Annotated in this window: 29 protein-coding genes; 1 reads left to right on the plus strand and 28 read right to left on the minus strand. The window is 35.7% G+C overall.

The genetic code is table 11. The annotated features are described in order from the left end of the window. The first annotated feature begins 25 nt into the window (after window positions 1-25). On the plus strand, window positions 26-460 hold the full coding sequence (locus FN817_RS05555) for a hypothetical protein (protein WP_142717107.1): 435 nt from the start codon (window positions 26-28) through the stop codon (window positions 458-460). A 110-nt stretch (window positions 461-570) separates the two neighbouring features. Here the strand turns inward: FN817_RS05555 and rplQ are convergent, their stop codons facing one another. The 28 genes from rplQ to rplC all read right to left on the minus strand — a co-directional run bounded on the left by rplQ (window position 571) and on the right by rplC (window position 14,371). After that, entirely contained in the window at window positions 571-1,092 is a 522-nt protein-coding gene (gene rplQ / locus FN817_RS05560) for a 50S ribosomal protein L17 (RefSeq protein WP_047422412.1), read from the minus strand. Between the two features lie 6 nt (window positions 1,093-1,098). After that, window positions 1,099-2,094, minus strand: a complete 996-nt coding sequence (locus tag FN817_RS05565; protein ID WP_047376582.1) for a DNA-directed RNA polymerase subunit alpha — start codon at window positions 2,092-2,094, stop codon at window positions 1,099-1,101. 33 nt (window positions 2,095-2,127) lie between these two features. After that, window positions 2,128-2,736 carry a 30S ribosomal protein S4 gene (gene rpsD, locus FN817_RS05570; protein ID WP_047096812.1) on the minus strand — a complete coding sequence of 203 codons (609 nt, stop codon included), beginning with the start codon at window positions 2,734-2,736 and terminating at the stop codon, window positions 2,128-2,130. A gap of 19 nt (window positions 2,737-2,755) precedes the next feature. Continuing rightward, window positions 2,756-3,145, minus strand: a complete 390-nt coding sequence (gene rpsK, locus FN817_RS05575) for a 30S ribosomal protein S11 (RefSeq protein WP_047376581.1) — start codon at window positions 3,143-3,145, stop codon at window positions 2,756-2,758. 12 nt (window positions 3,146-3,157) lie between these two features. After that, window positions 3,158-3,535 carry a 30S ribosomal protein S13 gene (gene rpsM / locus FN817_RS05580; protein WP_002983260.1) on the minus strand — a complete coding sequence of 126 codons (378 nt, stop codon included), beginning with the start codon at window positions 3,533-3,535 and terminating at the stop codon, window positions 3,158-3,160. Window positions 3,536-3,544: 9 nt separating this feature from the next. Then, entirely contained in the window at window positions 3,545-3,661 is a 117-nt protein-coding gene (gene rpmJ / locus FN817_RS05585) for a 50S ribosomal protein L36 (RefSeq protein WP_007839480.1), read from the minus strand. 60 nt (window positions 3,662-3,721) lie between these two features. Further along, on the minus strand, window positions 3,722-3,937 hold the full coding sequence (infA, locus tag FN817_RS05590; RefSeq protein ID WP_034684855.1) for a translation initiation factor IF-1: 216 nt from the start codon (window positions 3,935-3,937) through the stop codon (window positions 3,722-3,724). Between the two features lie 3 nt (window positions 3,938-3,940). Further along, on the minus strand, window positions 3,941-5,320 hold the full coding sequence (secY, locus tag FN817_RS05595) for a preprotein translocase subunit SecY (protein WP_047376580.1): 1,380 nt from the start codon (window positions 5,318-5,320) through the stop codon (window positions 3,941-3,943). 9 nt (window positions 5,321-5,329) lie between these two features. Continuing rightward, window positions 5,330-5,779, minus strand: a complete 450-nt coding sequence (rplO, locus tag FN817_RS05600; protein ID WP_047376579.1) for a 50S ribosomal protein L15 — start codon at window positions 5,777-5,779, stop codon at window positions 5,330-5,332. Between the two features lie 21 nt (window positions 5,780-5,800). Further along, on the minus strand, window positions 5,801-5,977 hold the full coding sequence (gene rpmD / locus FN817_RS05605; protein ID WP_027371710.1) for a 50S ribosomal protein L30: 177 nt from the start codon (window positions 5,975-5,977) through the stop codon (window positions 5,801-5,803). An 11-nt stretch (window positions 5,978-5,988) separates the two neighbouring features. Beyond that, entirely contained in the window at window positions 5,989-6,510 is a 522-nt protein-coding gene (gene rpsE / locus FN817_RS05610; RefSeq protein ID WP_045491132.1) for a 30S ribosomal protein S5, read from the minus strand. Between the two features lie 19 nt (window positions 6,511-6,529). Further along, window positions 6,530-6,883 carry a 50S ribosomal protein L18 gene (rplR, locus tag FN817_RS05615; protein ID WP_034694689.1) on the minus strand — a complete coding sequence of 118 codons (354 nt, stop codon included), beginning with the start codon at window positions 6,881-6,883 and terminating at the stop codon, window positions 6,530-6,532. Window positions 6,884-6,898: 15 nt separating this feature from the next. Then, window positions 6,899-7,444: a 50S ribosomal protein L6 gene (rplF, locus tag FN817_RS05620; RefSeq protein ID WP_047422409.1), complete on the minus strand. Its 546-nt coding sequence runs from the start codon at window positions 7,442-7,444 to the stop codon at window positions 6,899-6,901. Between the two features lie 17 nt (window positions 7,445-7,461). Continuing rightward, complete coding sequence (rpsH, locus tag FN817_RS05625; protein ID WP_047376575.1) at window positions 7,462-7,860, minus strand: 30S ribosomal protein S8; 399 nt, start codon at window positions 7,858-7,860, stop codon at window positions 7,462-7,464. A gap of 146 nt (window positions 7,861-8,006) precedes the next feature. Continuing rightward, a complete protein-coding gene (gene rpsN / locus FN817_RS05630) occupies window positions 8,007-8,276 on the minus strand; it encodes a 30S ribosomal protein S14 (RefSeq protein ID WP_002983233.1) in 270 nt (89 codons plus the stop codon). 3 nt (window positions 8,277-8,279) lie between these two features. After that, window positions 8,280-8,831 carry a 50S ribosomal protein L5 gene (gene rplE, locus FN817_RS05635; protein ID WP_047422408.1) on the minus strand — a complete coding sequence of 184 codons (552 nt, stop codon included), beginning with the start codon at window positions 8,829-8,831 and terminating at the stop codon, window positions 8,280-8,282. 11 nt (window positions 8,832-8,842) lie between these two features. After that, a complete protein-coding gene (gene rplX / locus FN817_RS05640; protein WP_047376572.1) occupies window positions 8,843-9,169 on the minus strand; it encodes a 50S ribosomal protein L24 in 327 nt (108 codons plus the stop codon). A 21-nt stretch (window positions 9,170-9,190) separates the two neighbouring features. Next, window positions 9,191-9,559 carry a 50S ribosomal protein L14 gene (gene rplN / locus FN817_RS05645; protein WP_002983226.1) on the minus strand — a complete coding sequence of 123 codons (369 nt, stop codon included), beginning with the start codon at window positions 9,557-9,559 and terminating at the stop codon, window positions 9,191-9,193. Between the two features lie 2 nt (window positions 9,560-9,561). Beyond that, window positions 9,562-9,816 (minus strand): 30S ribosomal protein S17, encoded by a 255-nt coding sequence (gene rpsQ / locus FN817_RS05650; RefSeq protein WP_027371715.1) that lies wholly within the window; start codon window positions 9,814-9,816, stop codon window positions 9,562-9,564. Window positions 9,817-9,828: 12 nt separating this feature from the next. Beyond that, window positions 9,829-10,014: a 50S ribosomal protein L29 gene (rpmC, locus tag FN817_RS05655; RefSeq protein ID WP_034694678.1), complete on the minus strand. Its 186-nt coding sequence runs from the start codon at window positions 10,012-10,014 to the stop codon at window positions 9,829-9,831. Between the two features lie 12 nt (window positions 10,015-10,026). Continuing rightward, window positions 10,027-10,452: a 50S ribosomal protein L16 gene (gene rplP / locus FN817_RS05660; protein ID WP_029297776.1), complete on the minus strand. Its 426-nt coding sequence runs from the start codon at window positions 10,450-10,452 to the stop codon at window positions 10,027-10,029. 98 nt (window positions 10,453-10,550) lie between these two features. After that, window positions 10,551-11,300 (minus strand): 30S ribosomal protein S3, encoded by a 750-nt coding sequence (rpsC, locus tag FN817_RS05665; RefSeq protein ID WP_034694675.1) that lies wholly within the window; start codon window positions 11,298-11,300, stop codon window positions 10,551-10,553. A 7-nt stretch (window positions 11,301-11,307) separates the two neighbouring features. Next, window positions 11,308-11,706 carry a 50S ribosomal protein L22 gene (rplV, locus tag FN817_RS05670; RefSeq protein ID WP_034694674.1) on the minus strand — a complete coding sequence of 133 codons (399 nt, stop codon included), beginning with the start codon at window positions 11,704-11,706 and terminating at the stop codon, window positions 11,308-11,310. A gap of 2 nt (window positions 11,707-11,708) precedes the next feature. Beyond that, the gene (gene rpsS / locus FN817_RS05675) at window positions 11,709-11,987 is read right to left on the minus strand and encodes a 30S ribosomal protein S19 (protein WP_034678015.1); all 279 of its coding nucleotides are present in this window, start codon (window positions 11,985-11,987) and stop codon (window positions 11,709-11,711) included. A gap of 2 nt (window positions 11,988-11,989) precedes the next feature. Further along, on the minus strand, window positions 11,990-12,811 hold the full coding sequence (rplB, locus tag FN817_RS05680) for a 50S ribosomal protein L2 (protein WP_047422407.1): 822 nt from the start codon (window positions 12,809-12,811) through the stop codon (window positions 11,990-11,992). A 22-nt stretch (window positions 12,812-12,833) separates the two neighbouring features. Next, the gene (gene rplW, locus FN817_RS05685; RefSeq protein ID WP_047376571.1) at window positions 12,834-13,124 is read right to left on the minus strand and encodes a 50S ribosomal protein L23; all 291 of its coding nucleotides are present in this window, start codon (window positions 13,122-13,124) and stop codon (window positions 12,834-12,836) included. A gap of 3 nt (window positions 13,125-13,127) precedes the next feature. Then, a complete protein-coding gene (gene rplD, locus FN817_RS05690) occupies window positions 13,128-13,757 on the minus strand; it encodes a 50S ribosomal protein L4 (protein WP_047422406.1) in 630 nt (209 codons plus the stop codon). Further along, on the minus strand, window positions 13,748-14,371 hold the full coding sequence (gene rplC / locus FN817_RS05695; protein ID WP_047422405.1) for a 50S ribosomal protein L3: 624 nt from the start codon (window positions 14,369-14,371) through the stop codon (window positions 13,748-13,750). Before rplC ends, rplD begins: the two co-directional genes overlap by 10 nt. Window positions 14,372-14,590 lie beyond the last annotated feature (219 nt).

The raw sequence follows: 14,590 nt of genomic DNA on the forward strand, positions 1-14,590 counted from the left end.
ATATTGAATATCAAATAATATAATCATGAAAAAAAGTCTTTTAGCATTAAGTGCTGTACTTGCACTAACAGTTATCAGCTGTAAAAAAAATGAGAGCGGAAACAAAAGCATTATCAAAACAGATAGCTCAGAAACTGTAGTTACAGACAACAACGGAAAAATAGATTCGGTAACACAAAGTTCTTCAACGGTAGATATAAACGGGCAGAAGATTGAAAAAACAGATTTTGTTTATAAAGCCACAGACGGAACCTTAGTGAAAGTTGTATTCAAAAACGATCCGAAAGAAAGTACAGTTGCCATTACCAGCAACAAGAAAACTTTTACATTACCTAAAACAGAAACCAAAGGTGATGAAACAATTTACAAGAAAGATGATATGACCGCAAGGGTAAAAGGAGACAGCCTTCACCTTGAGCAGGGCAATAATATTATTGAATTGAAAAGAACAAAGATCTAAAATAAAGTGTCCCTCTATATTGAGGGACACTTTATTTTACAAGTGTATTGAAGAAAATAAAAAAACCATCCGGCAATCCGGATGGTTTTTTTTATATATCTGAATGAATATTATTCTTCAGTTTTCTCTTCAGTAGTGTCAGCTTTAGCTTCTTCTACTTTCTCTTCTACTGCAGGAGCTTCAGCTACTACAGCTTCAGCTTTTTTAGGTGCAGCAGTTGATCTTCTGCTTCTTCTTGTAGCTTTTTTCTCTTCAGCATTAGGGTTGTAAAGCTCGTTGAAATCTACTAATTCGATAAGAGCCATATCAGCAGCATCACCTGGTCTGAAACCTGTCTTAATGATTCTTGTATAACCACCGTTTCTTTCAGCGATTTTAGGAGCTACAGTTCTGAATAATTCAGCAACCGCAAATTTATTTTGAAGGTAAGAGAATACTACTCTTCTGTTGTGTGTAGTATCTTCTTTTGCTTTTGTTAATAGAGGCTCAACATATACTCTTAAAGCTTTAGCTTTAGCTACAGTAGTGTTGATTCTTTTATGCTCAATTAGAGAACAAGCCATATTAGAAAGTAAAGCACTTCTGTGAGAAGCTGTTCTTCCTAAGTGATTGAATTTTTTACCGTGTCTCATTATTAATTATTTATCAGCGTCTAACTTATATTTTGCAACGTCGAAACCGAAGTTAAGACCTTTTGAATGCACTAATTCTTCTAGTTCTGTCAAAGATTTTTTACCAAAATTTCTGAATTTCATCAAATCAGACTTACTGTAAGAAACCAATTCTCCAAGAGTTTCTACTTCAGCTGCTTTTAGACAGTTAAGGGCTCTTACAGAAAGATCCATATCTGCTAATTTAGACTTAAGAAGTTGTCTTGTGTGAAGAGTTTCTTCATCGTACTGGATAGATGCTTTTACAGCTTCAGTTTCAAGCGTGATTCTCTCATCAGAGAATAGCATGAAGTGATAAATTAATATCTTAGAAGCTTCAGTTAAAGCATTCTGCGGGCTGATAGACCCGTCAGTTTCTATATCTAGTACAAGTTTTTCGTAGTCTGTTTTTTGCTCTACACGATAATTTTCAATGCTATATTGTACTTTCTTGATCGGCGTAAAAATAGAGTCGATAGCAATAGTTCCTACAGGAGCATTGTTTGACTTATTTTGTTCAGAAGGCACATACCCTCTACCTTTTTCAATATTGAAAGTAATTTCGAAAGTTACATCACTGTTTAGGTTGCAAATCACTAAATCCGGGTTTAAAACCTCAAATCCATTGATAGACTTACCTAAATCACCAGCAGTAATAACCGTTTGACCTGAAACTTTAGCAACAACCTGCTCGTTCGCCTGGCCTTCTGCTGCAGCTTTTAATCTTACTTGTTTAAGGTTAAGAATAATTTCGGTAACATCTTCGATTACTCCTGGAATAGTTGAAAATTCGTGCTCTACACCTTCTATTTTGATAGATGAAATAGCGTATCCTTCCAGAGAAGAAAGCAACACTCTTCTCAAAGCATTACCGATTGTAAGCCCGAAACCTGGTTCTAAAGGTCTGAATTCGAATTGACCTTTAAATTCATCAGAGTTAAGTAAAATTACTTTATCGGGTTTTATGAATTGTAAAATTGCCATATTATTGGGTTGAGCAAAAATTTGATTAAAAAATTATTTAGAGTAAAGTTCCACGATAAGGTTCTCCTTGATGTCCTCCGGAATCTGGATTCTTTCTGGAGCAGAAATGAAAGTACCTTCTTTCTTCTCATCGTTGAATTGTAACCACTCATAGTTTGACTTAGAAGCCAATGCATTGGTAACAACTTCAAGAGACTTAGACTTTTCTCTTACAGTGATTACATCACCAGCTTTTACCAAGTAAGAAGGGATATTAAGAATTTCTCCGTTTACAGTGATGTGTCTGTGAGAAACTAATTGTCTTGCACCTGATCTAGTTTTAGCAAAACCTAATCTGTACACTACGTTATCCAATCTTGATTCACAAAGTTGTAATAGAACTTCACCTGTTACTCCTTTGCTTCTGTGTGCTTTTTCAAATAAGTTAGCAAACTGTCTTTCTAAAATACCGTAAGTATATTTAGCTTTTTGTTTTTCAGCTAACTGAACTGCATATTCTGATTTTTTAGCACCTCTTCTTTTGTTAGGACCGTGTTGTCCTGGCGGTTGGTTTTTTCTTTTTTCGAAGTTTTTATCATCTCCGTAGATTGCAGCACCAAACTTTCTAGCAATCTTAGTTTTAGGTCCAATATATCTTGCCATAATGGGTAAATTCTAAAAATTAAACTCTTCTTCTTTTTGGTGGTCTACATCCATTGTGCGGCATTGGAGTCACATCAATGATTTCGCTAACTTCAATTCCTGAATTGTGAATAGATCTGATAGCAGATTCTCTACCTGCACCTGGACCTTTCACAAACACCTTTACTCTTCTTAATCCAGCTTCATGAGCTACAGCAGAGCAATTTTCAGCTGCCATTTGAGCAGCAAAAGGAGTGTTCTTTTTAGAACCTCTGAATCCCATTTTACCGGCAGATGCCCAAGAGATAACCTCTCCACTTTTATTTGTTAAAGAAATGATGATGTTATTGAAAGAAGCTTGAATATGTGCTTCACCAATAGCTTCAACTTTTACTTTTCTTTTTTTAACTACTTTACTTTGTTTTGCCATAATTCCTAACGATTATTTACTTGCCTTTTTCTTGTTAGCAACTGTTTTTCTCTTTCCTTTACGGGTTCTAGAGTTGTTTTTCGTTCTCTGGCCTCTTAAAGGTAATCCTAGTCTGTGACGTATTCCTCGTTGGCATCCTATGTCCATCAATCTCTTGATGTTCAATTGCACTTCAGATCTTAATTCTCCTTCTACTTTAACGTTTTCAGAGATATATGTTCTGATTGCAGCCAATTCATCGTCATTCCATTCGTTGACTTTCTTGTCTTCGCTGATACCGGCAGCTTTAAGGATTTCAGAAGAAGTACTTCTTCCTACTCCATAGATGTAAGTTAAACCGATAACACCTCTTTTGTTTTTTGGTAAATCAATACCTGCAATTCTCGCCATAATTTAATGTTAGCCTTGTCTTTGTTTAAATTTTGGGTTCTTCTTGTTGATTACGAACAGTACACCTTTTCTGCGTACGATTTTGCAATCAGCGCTTCTTTTTTTAATTGATGCTCTTACTTTCATTTTGATAGTATTTATTTTTTACAAATGCCAAATGGAAAGTGTATTCCATTTGGCTAATTGTTAATATCTAAATGTGATCCTCCCTTTTGTTAAATCATAGGGAGACATTTCTAGTTTTACCTTATCACCAGGTAAAAGTTTAATATAGTGCATTCGCATTTTACCGGAAATATGAGCAATAAGGATATGCCCATTTTCAAGTTCTACACGGAACTGAGCGTTCGAAAGTGCTTCCGTTATAACGCCGTCTTGTTCAATATGTTTTTGTTTTGCCATAAATTAATATCCAGTCGTTCTAGACAGTTTAGACTGCATTAAGCCATCATAATGATGATTCAGCAGATATGTATTAATCTGTTGAACAGTATCTAAAATTACACCCACCATAATTAATAGTGACGTTCCCCCGAAAAATAGGGCAAACGCATCTGTCTGAACAAAGCTTCCATGCACAATTGCCGGAAGGACTGCAAAGATAGATAAAAAAATTGCACCTGGCAAGGTAATTTTTGATAAAATATCATCTAAGTAATCTGCTGTCTCTTTCCCTGGTCTTACTTTCGGTACTAAACCTCCATTTCTCTTCAAATCATCAGCCATCTGGTTTACCGGAATTGTAATTGCAGTATAGAAAAACGAGAAGATAATAATTAATAGCGCAAACAATACATTGTACTGCCAGCTAAAAACATTCTTGAAACCTGCAAGAAAAGTGTTAGACTCATCGAATTTTGTTAATAATCCTGGTACGAACATCAATGCCTGAGCAAAGATAATCGGCATTACACCAGCAGCATTTACTTTCAATGGAATCCATTGTCTTGCGCCCTGCATAAGATTCTTGTTTACACCTCCTCTTGCTTGAGCTCTGCTTACATACTGAATTGGAATTTTTCTAACAGCCACAGATAAAATCACGGCCAAAAGAACAACTACCATCCAGAATAATACTTCAATAAGGATCATGATAGATCCCATTCCTCCTTTTCCGTTCTGCACGGCCATTTCCTGTACGAATGCTTCAGGTAATCTTGAAAGGATCCCAACCATAATAAGGATGGAAATACCATTTCCGATTCCTTTGTCAGTAATCTTTTCACCTAACCACATTGCGAATACTGAACCAGCAACCAAGATTACAATACTTGGCAACCAGAACATGATAGAATTTGGCTCTACAAAATATGCAGATTGGAACTGAGCATACGGTAAGAATAATTGAGTAATAGAAGTTAAATAAGAAGGTGCCTGTACCAGACAAACTCCAATTGTTAACCATCTTGTAATTTGGTTCAATGTATTTCTACCTGACTCTCCATCTTTCTGAAGCTTCTGAAGATAAGGAATAGCCATTCCCATCAACTGAACAATAATAGAAGCAGAAATATAAGGCATGATACCCAACGCCATTACGGAAGCGTGGCTGAAAGCTCCCCCCGTAAACGACGAAAGCAAGCCAAGGAGACCTGCTCCTTGCTTGTTACCGCCTTGATTTTTATAATGCTCTAAGAGATCTCCCACCTCTGCAAGGTTAATTGCCGGAAGTGAGATATAAGATGCGAATCTATACACAAGGATAATACCTAACGTAAAGAGAATTTTATCTCTTAACTCCTTTAGGCTCCATATATTTTTAAGTGTTTGTATAAATTCTTTCATTAGTAAGTATTATAAGGTAATTGCTTTTCCACCTGCCTTAGCAATAAGCTCTTCAGCAGATTTAGTGAATTTGTCAGCAGAGATTGAAACCGCAGATTTCAATTCTCCTCTACCCATAATTTTCACTAATTCGTTTTTAGAAACTATCCCGTTTGCTACTAAAACTTCTTTCGTGATATCTCCAGTGATGGATTTGTTCTCGATTAAAGTTTGAATAGTATCAAGGTTAATTCCTCTAAACTCTTTTCTATTTACGTTTTTGAAACCGAATTTAGGTAATCTTCTTTGTAAAGGCATCTGTCCACCTTCGAAACCGATTTTCTGAGAATAACCAGCTCTAGCTTTCTGACCTTTGTGTCCTTTTGTTGAAGTACCTCCTTTTCCACTACCTTGACCTCTACCAATTCTTTTTGAGTTGAAAGTAGATCCTGCAGCAGGTTGTATATTATTTAAATTCATTTTAATTTCTCTTTTATAAAATTATTTTTGAACTTCTAGTAAGTGACCTACAGCAGCTATCATTCCTAAGATAGAAGGAGTAGCTTCGTGTTCTACCACTTGATGAAGTTTTTTTAATCCTAATGCTTCAAGCGTTCTCTTTTGGGTTTTTGTTCTACCAATAGCGCTTCTTACTTGCTTTACTTTAATTGTTGCCATTGTTTTAATTATTAACCGTTAAACACTTTACTTAGAGAAACTCCTCTCATTCTAGCGATCTCTTCAGGTCTTCTGATATCCAATAACGCTTTGAAAGTAGCTTTCACCACGTTGTGAGGGTTAGAAGATCCTTTAGATTTTGAAAGGATATCGTGAATACCAGCAGATTCCAATACCGCTCTTACCGCACCACCGGCGATAAGTCCTGTACCGTGAGAAGCAGGTCTTAAGAAGATATCTGCACCACCGTATCTAGCAGTAGTTTGGTGAGGAATAGTATGGTTCATTACAGGAACTTTCACAAGGTTTTTCTTAGCGTCTTCAACTGCTTTAGCAATTGCAGAAGCAACCTCTTTAGATTTTCCTAAACCGAAACCGATGATACCTTCTTCATTACCTACTACAACAATAGCAGAAAATCCGAAAGCTCTACCTCCTTTAGTTACTTTTGTTACTCTGTTAACAGCTACGAGACGATCTTTTAATTCTAATCCTCCCGGTTTTACTCTTTCTATATTATCTAGTCCTAACATATTTTCCGAAATTTAATGATTAGAATTTAAGTCCACCTTCTCTCGCACCATCAGCTAGAGCTTTTACTCTACCGTGATATACGAAACCGTTTCTGTCAAATACAATACTTTCGATTCCTGCAGCGATAGCTTTAGCAGCGATAGCTTTACCAACAGCAGCAGAAACTTCAGTCTTAGTACCTTTAGCGTCTACACCTTTTTCTCTAGAAGAAGCTGATGCTAAAGTTTTACCATTTTTATCGTCGATTAACTGAGCGTAAATTTCCTTATTACTTTTGTATACAGATAATCTTGGCAATTCAGAAGATCCAGAGATTTTCCCTCTTACTCTTCTTTTGATTCTTATTCTTTTTTCTAATTTACTTAATGCCATAATACTTATAATTTATTAAGCAGATTTACCAGCTTTACGTCTAACAATTTCTCCTACGAATCTTACACCTTTTCCTTTGTATGGCTCAGGCTTTCTGAAAGAACGGATCTTTGCAGCTACCATTCCTAGAAGTTGGTTGTCGTGAGACGTTAAAGTAATAATTGGGTTTTTACCTTTTTCAGTCAATGTATCAACTTTTACTTCACCTGGAAGTTCTAATACGATACCGTGAGAGAATCCTAAAGCTAACTCAAGTTTTTGACCTGCGTGTGAAGCTCTGTATCCTACCCCTACTAGTTCTAGTTTCTTTTCGAAACCTGTATTTACACCAACAATCATGTTGTTGATTAACGCTCTGTATAAACCGTGAAGCGCTTTGTGTTGTTTAGAATCAGATGGTCTGTTTACATTCAGTTCACCATCTTTTTGTTCTATAGTAATTCCTGCCGTAAGCTCTTGAGAAAGTTCTCCTTTCGCTCCTTTTACAGTTACTACACCGTTGTTTTCAGTGATTGTAACTCCAGCTGGAATTGTTATAATTGCTTTACCAATTCTTGACATTTTCCTCTGATTAAAAATTAATAAACATAGCAGATTACTTCACCGCCTACTTTCTCTTCTCTAGCTTTCTTGTCAGTCATTACTCCTTTAGAAGTAGAGATGATAGAAATACCCAAACCGTTTAGTACTCTTGGAAGTTCAGTAGAACCTTTGTACTGTCTCAAACCTGGTCTAGAAGCTCTTTGAATAGACTTAATAGCAGGTTTGTTAGTTTGCTTATCGTACTTTAAAGCGATTTTGATCACTCCTTGAACAGCGTTATCTTCAAACTTGAAGTTTAAGATATACCCTTGATCAAATAGGATCTTAGTAATCTCCTTTTTGATTTTCGATGCAGGAATTTCCACCACTTTGTGGCCTGCGCTTTGTGCGTTCCTTACTCTTGTTAGGAAATCTGAAATTGGATCTGTTACCATTTTTCTTTTATAAATTATTGGTTAAAGAACAATCAGTATTGAAAAGACTTGAAGAGAAAAATATCAGACTTCAGAAAACTTCAGTCTGATATTTTATTCTTTAGTATCTTGACAACTTAATTGTCCCGATTTTTAATTAGTAATTATTACCAACTAGCTTTTCTTACCCCTGGGATAAGACCGTTGTTTGCCATTTCTCTGAAAGTTACTCTGGAAATACCGAACGTTCTCATGTATCCTCTTGGTCTACCTGTTAGTTTACATCTGTTGTGTAATCTTACAGGAGAAGCATTTTTAGGCAATTTTTGAAGTCCTTCGTAATCACCAGCTTCTTTAAGAGCTTGTCTTTTAGCAGCGTATTTAGCAACTAGTGCTTCTCTTTTGCGCTCACGCGCTTTCATTGATTCTTTAGCCATTTCTTAGTTCTTTTTAAATGGTAAACCGAAGTGAGTTAATAATGCTTTAGCTTCTTTATCTGTTTTCGCAGTAGTTACGAAAGTGATGTCCATCCCTTGGATTTTTTTCACTTTGTCAATTACGATCTCAGGGAAGATAATTTGCTCAGTAATACCTAAGTTGTAGTTACCTCTACCATCGAAACCATCTGCTTTGATACCAGAGAAATCTCTGATACGTGGTAAAGCAGAAGAAGTAAGTCTGTCTAAGAACTCATACATTCTCTGAGCTCTCAATGTTACTTTTGCTCCTACAGGCATTCCTTTTCTTAGTTTGAATGCAGCTTCATCTTTCTTAGAGATTGTACCTACTGCTTTCTGACCTGTAATGTTTGTAAGTTCTTCTACAGCATAATCGATAATTTTCTTATCTGCAGTAGCGTCTCCTAAACCTTGTGATACAACAATTTTCTCTAATCTAGGTACTTGCATGATTGACTTGTACCCAAATTCTTCCATCATTGCAGGAACAATTTGCTCTTTGTATATTTTTTTGGGTCTTGCTATAAATTCCATGTTAATTCAAATTATAAAGTTTCACCCGTTTTTTTGTTAACTCTCACTTTCTTATCTCCTTCGATTTTGTAACCGATTTTGATAGCTTTTCCGTCTTTACCAACTAAAGCTACGTTTGAGATATGAATAGAAGCTTCCTTTTCAGTAATTCCTCCTTGCGGATTTGAAGCTGAAGGCTTAACGTGTTTTTTAACGATGTTAAGTCCTGCAACGATTACTCTAGGGTCTTTTCCTTCTTTCTTGATCACTTCAATAACTTCACCAGTCTTACCTTTGATATCTTTCTTACCAGTAGTAATGATTACGTTATCTCCTCTTTTTATTTTTAACTTTGACATTTCTTTTAAAAATTTTAAAAATTAAAGTACTTCAGGAGCTAATGAAATGATTTTCATATATTCTTTGTCTCTCAACTCACGAGCAACAGGTCCGAAAACACGTGTTCCTCTCATTTCTCCCGCTGCGTTTAGTAATACACAAGCATTGTCGTCGAATTTGATGTATGAACCATCTTTTCTTCTTACTGCTTTTTTAGTTCTTACTACTACAGCTTTAGATACCTGACCTTTTTTAGCGTTTCCTGATGGTGTAGAATCCTTGATAGTAACAACGATTTTATCACCAACTGAAGCATATCTTCTTCTGGTTCCTCCCAGAACTCTAATAACTAGTACTTCTTTAGCACCTGTGTTATCAGCAACTTTTAATCTTGATTCTGTTTGTAACATTATTACTTAGCTTTTTCAATGATTCTTACTAATCTCCATCTCTTGCTCTTGCTCAAAGGTCTAGTTTCTTGGATCAAAACTGTATCACCTTCTGTGCATTCGTTGTTCTCGTCGTGTGCAGTATATTTTTTCGTTTTCAAAACGAATTTACCGTACATCGGGTGCTTTACTCTTGTAGTTTCACTAACAACAATAGTTTTTTCCATTTTATTGCTGGAAACCACTCCGATTCTTTCTTTTCTTAAATTTCTATCCATTGTAAAATGAAATTATTGTTTGTTAGTTAACTCAGTGTTTAGTCTTGCGATTGTTTTTCTCAAATCTCTGATTTGAATCGGGTTTTCAATTGGACTGATTGCATGAGCTAATTTCAATTTAGAATATTGAGCTTTTGCTTCAGTTAATTGAGCTTGAATATCACCCGCGCTTAAATTTTTAATATCAGCATTTTTCATTGTATTCAAAGATTATAGAGGTTTAACAAAATCGTTAGCAACGATGAATTTAGTAACTACTGGTAATTTTTGTGCAGCAAGTCTTAAAGCTTCCTTAGCGATATCGTAAGGTACACCTCCGATTTCGAACATAATTTTACCTGGTTTTACTACAGCTACCCAATATTCAACAGCACCCTTACCTTTACCCATACGTACTTCCGCTGGTTTCTTAGTAATTGGCTTGTCTGGGAAGATTTTGATCCATAGTTGACCTTCTCTCTTCATATATCTTGTCGCAGCGATACGAGCTGCTTCAATCTGTCTTGCAGTGATCCAAGCTCCTTCCGTTGCTTTGATCCCAAAAGTTCCGTAAGCAAGTTGACTACCTCTTTGGGCATTCCCCTTCATCTTCATCTTGTGAACTCTACGGAATTTGGTTCTTTTTGGTTGTAACATAATTTCTAAATTTTAGATTTTAGATTTTAGATTTTAGATTTTTTTTAATTTTAAAAAAGTAACGGTAATTTAAAATTCAAAATTTCTAATCTAAAATTTTAATTATTATTGTTATTGTTGTTGTTTTTTCTAGGTCTTCTGTTGTCTCTGTCTCCTCCTCTGTTTCCTCTGTCTGACTGACCTCCTTTTTTCTGTTGTCCCACTAGTGGAGAAAGTTCTCTTTTACCGTAAACTTCACCTTTCATGATCCAAACTTTTACTCCTAGTCTACCGTAAGTAGTGTGAGCTTCTGCCCAGTGGTAATCAATATCAGCTCTGAAAGTTGACAATGGAATTCTTCCTTCTTTGAAAGATTCTGATCTTGCCATTTCAGCTCCGTTCAATCTACCAGAGATTTGAACTTTGATACCTTCAGCACCCATTCTCATAGTACTTGCCATTGCCATTTTAACAGCTCTTCTGTAAGAAATTCTGTTTTCAATTTGCTTAGAAATACTATCAGCAACTAATACAGCGTCTAATTCAGGTCTTTTGATTTCGAAGATGTTGATTTGAATATCCTTACCTGTAAGTTTCTTCAATTCTTCTTTCAATTTATCAACTTCCTGACCTCCTTTACCGATGATAAGTCCCGGTCTAGCAGTAGTGATTGTAACTGTTACTAATTTAAGTGTTCTTTCGATATAAATTTTTGAAATACCACCTTTAGATAATCTAGCCTCAAGGTATCTTCTGATTTTGTAGTCTTCAGCGATTCTGTCTCCATAATCGTTTCCACCAAACCAGTTAGAATCCCATCCTCTGATGATACCTAATCTATTACCAATTGGATTTGTCTTCTGTCCCATACCTTGATTAATTTTCTTTTTTACCTAAGATTAATGTAATGTGGTTTGATCTTTTTCTGATTCTGTACCCTCTACCTTGTGGAGCTGGTCTTAGTCTCTTCAATTGTCTAGCACTGTCTACAAAAATTTCTTTAACGATAAGATTTGCTTCTTCAATATCAGCACCTTCGTTTTTAGTCTGCCAGTTAGCCATTGCTGAAAGCAATACTTTTTCTAGCTTGTTAGATGCGTCTTTTTTAGAATATTTTAGAATGTATAAAGCTTTGTCTACCTGCTCTCCTCTAATGATATCAGCTACTAATCTCATTTTTCTTGGAGAAGATGGGCAATCATTGTGTATTGCTTTTACTACGTCTTGGTTTGTCAATTTACGTGCTAATGCACTTTCTCTTTTTCTTGATCCCATGATTATCTGCTTCCTTTGTTTTTGTTACCACCATGACCTCTGAAAGATCTTGTTGGAGAAAATTCGCCTAGCTTGTGACCAACCATGTTTTCTGTAACATAAACTGGGATAAAAGATTTCCCGTTGTGTACTGCAATAGTTTGTCCTACGAAGTCTGGAGAGATCATTGATGCTCTAGACCAAGTTTTGATAACAGTTTTCTTGTTAGCTTCTATATTTGCCTGAACCTTCTTATCTAAAGTATGATGAATGAACGGTCCTTTCTTAAGTGATCTTGCCATAATTATTTTCTTTTAGATACGATGTAACGGTTAGACACTTTGTTTTTCTTTCTAGTTTTGTAACCTTTAGCTGGTTTACCGTTTCTAGATCTTGGGTGACCTCCAGAAGAACGTCCTTCACCACCTCCCATTGGGTGATCAACCGGGTTCATTACAACCGCTCTTGTTCTTGGTCTTCTACCTAACCATCTGCTTCTACCAGCCTTACCTGATACAGTTAACTGGTGGTCAGAGTTAGAAACAGATCCAATCATTGCATAACACTCAGTAAGGATCATTCTTGATTCTCCTGAAGGCAATTTGATGATTGCATATTTTCCGTCTCTTGAAGTCAATTGAGCTGAAGAACCAGCACTTCTTGCTAAAATTGCACCTTGACCAGGTTTCATTTCAACACAAGAAATAACAGTACCTAAAGGAATGTTTTTCAACTTCATTGCGTTTCCTACATTTGGCTCTACGCTTTCTCCAGAAATTACTTTCTGATCAACTTTGATACCGTTTGGAGCGATGATATATCTCTTCTCTCCGTCTGCGTACTCTAATAAAGCGATAAATGCAGTTCTGTTTGGATCGTATTCTACAGATTTTACAGTTGCTTCAACGTTTGCTTTGTTTCTTTTGAAGTCAATAATTCTGTATTTCTTTTTGTGTCCACCTCCGGTGTAACGCATGGTCATTTTACCTGTTTGGTTACGTCCACCTGACTTTTTAATACCAACTGTTAGAGACTTCTCTGGTTTGTTGGTAGTAATTTCCTCAAAATTGTTTACAATTCTGAATCTCTGTCCCGGGGTGATAGGTTTTAATTTTCTAACAGACATTACTATTATTTATAATTAATAATTAATTTACAGCAAAAATATCGATAACCTCACCTTCAGCAAGTTTGATTACCGCTTTTTTCAATTTGTTTGTCTTTCCTACTTGAAGACCTTTTTTAGTGTACTTTGAAGAAACCTTCGGAGCATAAATCATTGTGTTAACGTCTGCTACTTTTACACCGTAAGCTGCTTCAACAGCTTTTTTAATCTGGATTTTATTCGCCTTAGGATCAACTAAGAAAGAATAAGAACCTCTTAAATCTGTAAGGTAATTAGCCTTTTCTGAAATAACTGGTTTAATAATAATAGACATGACTTATTTCTTTAAATTTTCCTGGAATTTTTCAACTGCACCTTCGAAGAAAATAATCTCACCTGCATTTACTAAATCGTAAGAACTGATCTCGTTGAAGTTCATTACTTTAGTTTTAGGTAAGTTTCTTGAAGATAAATACACATTCTTGTTAGCTTCAGGAAGAACGAATAAAGATTTTTTACCGTTAAGTTCCAATGCATTTAATACATTGATGAAATCTTTAGTCTTAGGAGCAGCAAAGCTCACATCTTCTAAAACTTTAATGCTGTTGTCTCTCATTTTCTGAGATAAAACAGATTTTTTAGCTAATCTCTTAAGAGCTTTATTCAATTTGAATCTGTAGTCTCTTGGTTTTGGTCCGAATACTCTACCTCCACCTCTGAAAGTTGGAGATTTGATATCCCCGTATCTAGCAGATCCAGATCCTTTTTGCTTCTTAAGCTTTTTAGTAGAAGCAGTAATTTCGCTTCTTTCTTTTGCTTTATGAGTTCCTTGTCTTTGTGCTGCAAGGTACTGTTTAACTTCTAAGTAAACCGCGTGCTGATTTGGCTCAATTCCGAATACTGTTTCGTCTAGAGTTACTTTTCTTCCGGTCTCTTTTCCTGATGTATTTAATACTACTAGTTCCATTTTCTGATAATTACATAAGAATTTTTAGCTCCCGGAACAGCACCTTTTACTACTAAAAGATTTTGTTCTTGATCAACTTTTAACACTTGAAGGTTTTGAACAGTTACCTGCTCACCTCCCATTCTTCCAGCCATTCTCATCCCTTTGAATACTCTTGAAGGGTCTGAACCAGCACCGATAGAACCTGGAGCTCTAAGTCTGTTGTGCTGACCATGAGTTGCCTGCATTACACCTCCAAATCCGTGTCTTTTAACAACACCCTGGAAGCCTTTACCTTTTGAAGTTCCTGTTACATCTACATACTCACCTTCGATGAATAGATCAACACTTACTACCTCTCCTACTTTTGCTTCAGTAAATCCATCGTGGAATTCTACTAATTTAGCTTTAGGAGCAGAACCAGCCTTTTTAAAATGACCAGCTAACGCTTTACCAACGTTCTTCTCACTCTTGTCATCGAAACCTAATTGAACAGCTGTATAACCGTCTTTTTCTAAGGTTCTGACCTGTAAAATCGAGCATGGACCAGCTTGAATAACTGTACAAGGAATGTTTTTTCCTTCTTCGTTAAACAAAGACGTCATACCGATTTTTTTACCAATAATACCTGACATTGTTTATATTATAATAAAATTTATCCTTTATTTATCACCATTTTTCGGAAGTCTGAAGTAATTTCTACTTTTGATATAGGCATACTACGCTCCTAAAATGAGTGTGCAAATTTATGAATTATTTTATAACTGACAAATATTTTGAGTAAAATATTTTGATTTTTAATCAATTAGATGATTTTGAAAAAAGTCAGAACAACTTTCTCAAAGATTTATTTT

Source organism: Chryseobacterium rhizoplanae, from assembly GCF_900182655.1.
Lineage (GTDB): Bacteria > Bacteroidota > Bacteroidia > Flavobacteriales > Weeksellaceae > Chryseobacterium > Chryseobacterium rhizoplanae.

Coding starts and splice junctions, on each gene's coding strand:
- rpmD (WP_027371710.1), bottom strand. CDS start 5,977: ATGGCAACAATTAAAGTAAAGCAAGTAAGAAGCGCTATTGGTAGAACA.
- rpsD (WP_047096812.1), bottom strand. CDS start 2,736: ATGGCAAGATATATTGGACCTAAAACTAAGATTGCTAGAAAGTTTGGT.
- rplR (WP_034694689.1), bottom strand. CDS start 6,883: ATGGCATTAAGTAAATTAGAAAAAAGAATAAGAATCAAAAGAAGAGTA.
- rplV (WP_034694674.1), bottom strand. CDS start 11,706: ATGGGATCAAGAAAAAGAGAAAGTGCATTAGCACGTAAATTGACAAAC.
- rplN (WP_002983226.1), bottom strand. CDS start 9,559: ATGTTACAAACAGAATCAAGATTAAAAGTTGCTGATAACACAGGTGCT.
- rpsC (WP_034694675.1), bottom strand. CDS start 11,300: ATGGGACAGAAGACAAATCCAATTGGTAATAGATTAGGTATCATCAGA.
- rpsE (WP_045491132.1), bottom strand. CDS start 6,510: ATGTTAGGACTAGATAATATAGAAAGAGTAAAACCGGGAGGATTAGAA.
- rpmC (WP_034694678.1), bottom strand. CDS start 10,014: ATGAAAAATGCTGATATTAAAAATTTAAGCGCGGGTGATATTCAAGCT.
- rpsS (WP_034678015.1), bottom strand. CDS start 11,987: ATGGCAAGATCACTTAAGAAAGGACCGTTCATTCATCATACTTTAGAT.
- FN817_RS05555 (WP_142717107.1), top strand. CDS start 26: ATGAAAAAAAGTCTTTTAGCATTAAGTGCTGTACTTGCACTAACAGTT.
- rpsQ (WP_027371715.1), bottom strand. CDS start 9,816: ATGGATAGAAATTTAAGAAAAGAAAGAATCGGAGTGGTTTCCAGCAAT.
- infA (WP_034684855.1), bottom strand. CDS start 3,937: ATGGCAAAACAAAAACATATTGAACAAGACGGCGTTATAACGGAAGCA.
- rplP (WP_029297776.1), bottom strand. CDS start 10,452: ATGTTACAACCAAAAAGAACCAAATTCCGTAGAGTTCACAAGATGAAG.
- rpmJ (WP_007839480.1), bottom strand. CDS start 3,661: ATGAAAGTAAGAGCATCAATTAAAAAAAGAAGCGCTGATTGCAAAATC.
- FN817_RS05565 (WP_047376582.1), bottom strand. CDS start 2,094: ATGGCAATTTTACAATTCATAAAACCCGATAAAGTAATTTTACTTAAC.
- rplQ (WP_047422412.1), bottom strand. CDS start 1,092: ATGAGACACGGTAAAAAATTCAATCACTTAGGAAGAACAGCTTCTCAC.
- rplO (WP_047376579.1), bottom strand. CDS start 5,779: ATGAATTTAAATAATATACAACCTGCTGCAGGATCTACTTTCAACTCA.
- rplF (WP_047422409.1), bottom strand. CDS start 7,444: ATGTCAAGAATTGGTAAAGCAATTATAACAATTCCAGCTGGAGTTACA.
- rplW (WP_047376571.1), bottom strand. CDS start 13,124: ATGTCTATTATTATTAAACCAGTTATTTCAGAAAAGGCTAATTACCTT.
- secY (WP_047376580.1), bottom strand. CDS start 5,320: ATGAAAGAATTTATACAAACACTTAAAAATATATGGAGCCTAAAGGAG.
- rplX (WP_047376572.1), bottom strand. CDS start 9,169: ATGTCAAAGTTAAAAATAAAAAGAGGAGATAACGTAATCATTACTACT.
- rpsN (WP_002983233.1), bottom strand. CDS start 8,276: ATGGCTAAAGAATCAATGAAAGCGCGTGAGCGCAAAAGAGAAGCACTA.
- rplB (WP_047422407.1), bottom strand. CDS start 12,811: ATGTCTGTTAGAAAATTAAAACCTATCACCCCGGGACAGAGATTCAGA.
- rpsH (WP_047376575.1), bottom strand. CDS start 7,860: ATGGTAACAGATCCAATTTCAGATTTCCTAACAAGAGTAAGGAACGCA.
- rpsM (WP_002983260.1), bottom strand. CDS start 3,535: ATGGCGAGAATTGCAGGTATTGATTTACCAAAAAACAAAAGAGGTGTT.
- rpsK (WP_047376581.1), bottom strand. CDS start 3,145: ATGGCAAAACAAAGTAAAGTAGTTAAAAAAAGAAAAGTAAAAGTTGAA.
- rplD (WP_047422406.1), bottom strand. CDS start 13,757: ATGGAACTAGTAGTATTAAATACATCAGGAAAAGAGACCGGAAGAAAA.
- rplC (WP_047422405.1), bottom strand. CDS start 14,371: ATGTCAGGTATTATTGGTAAAAAAATCGGTATGACGTCTTTGTTTAAC.
- rplE (WP_047422408.1), bottom strand. CDS start 8,831: ATGGAATTTATAGCAAGACCCAAAAAAATATACAAAGAGCAAATTGTT.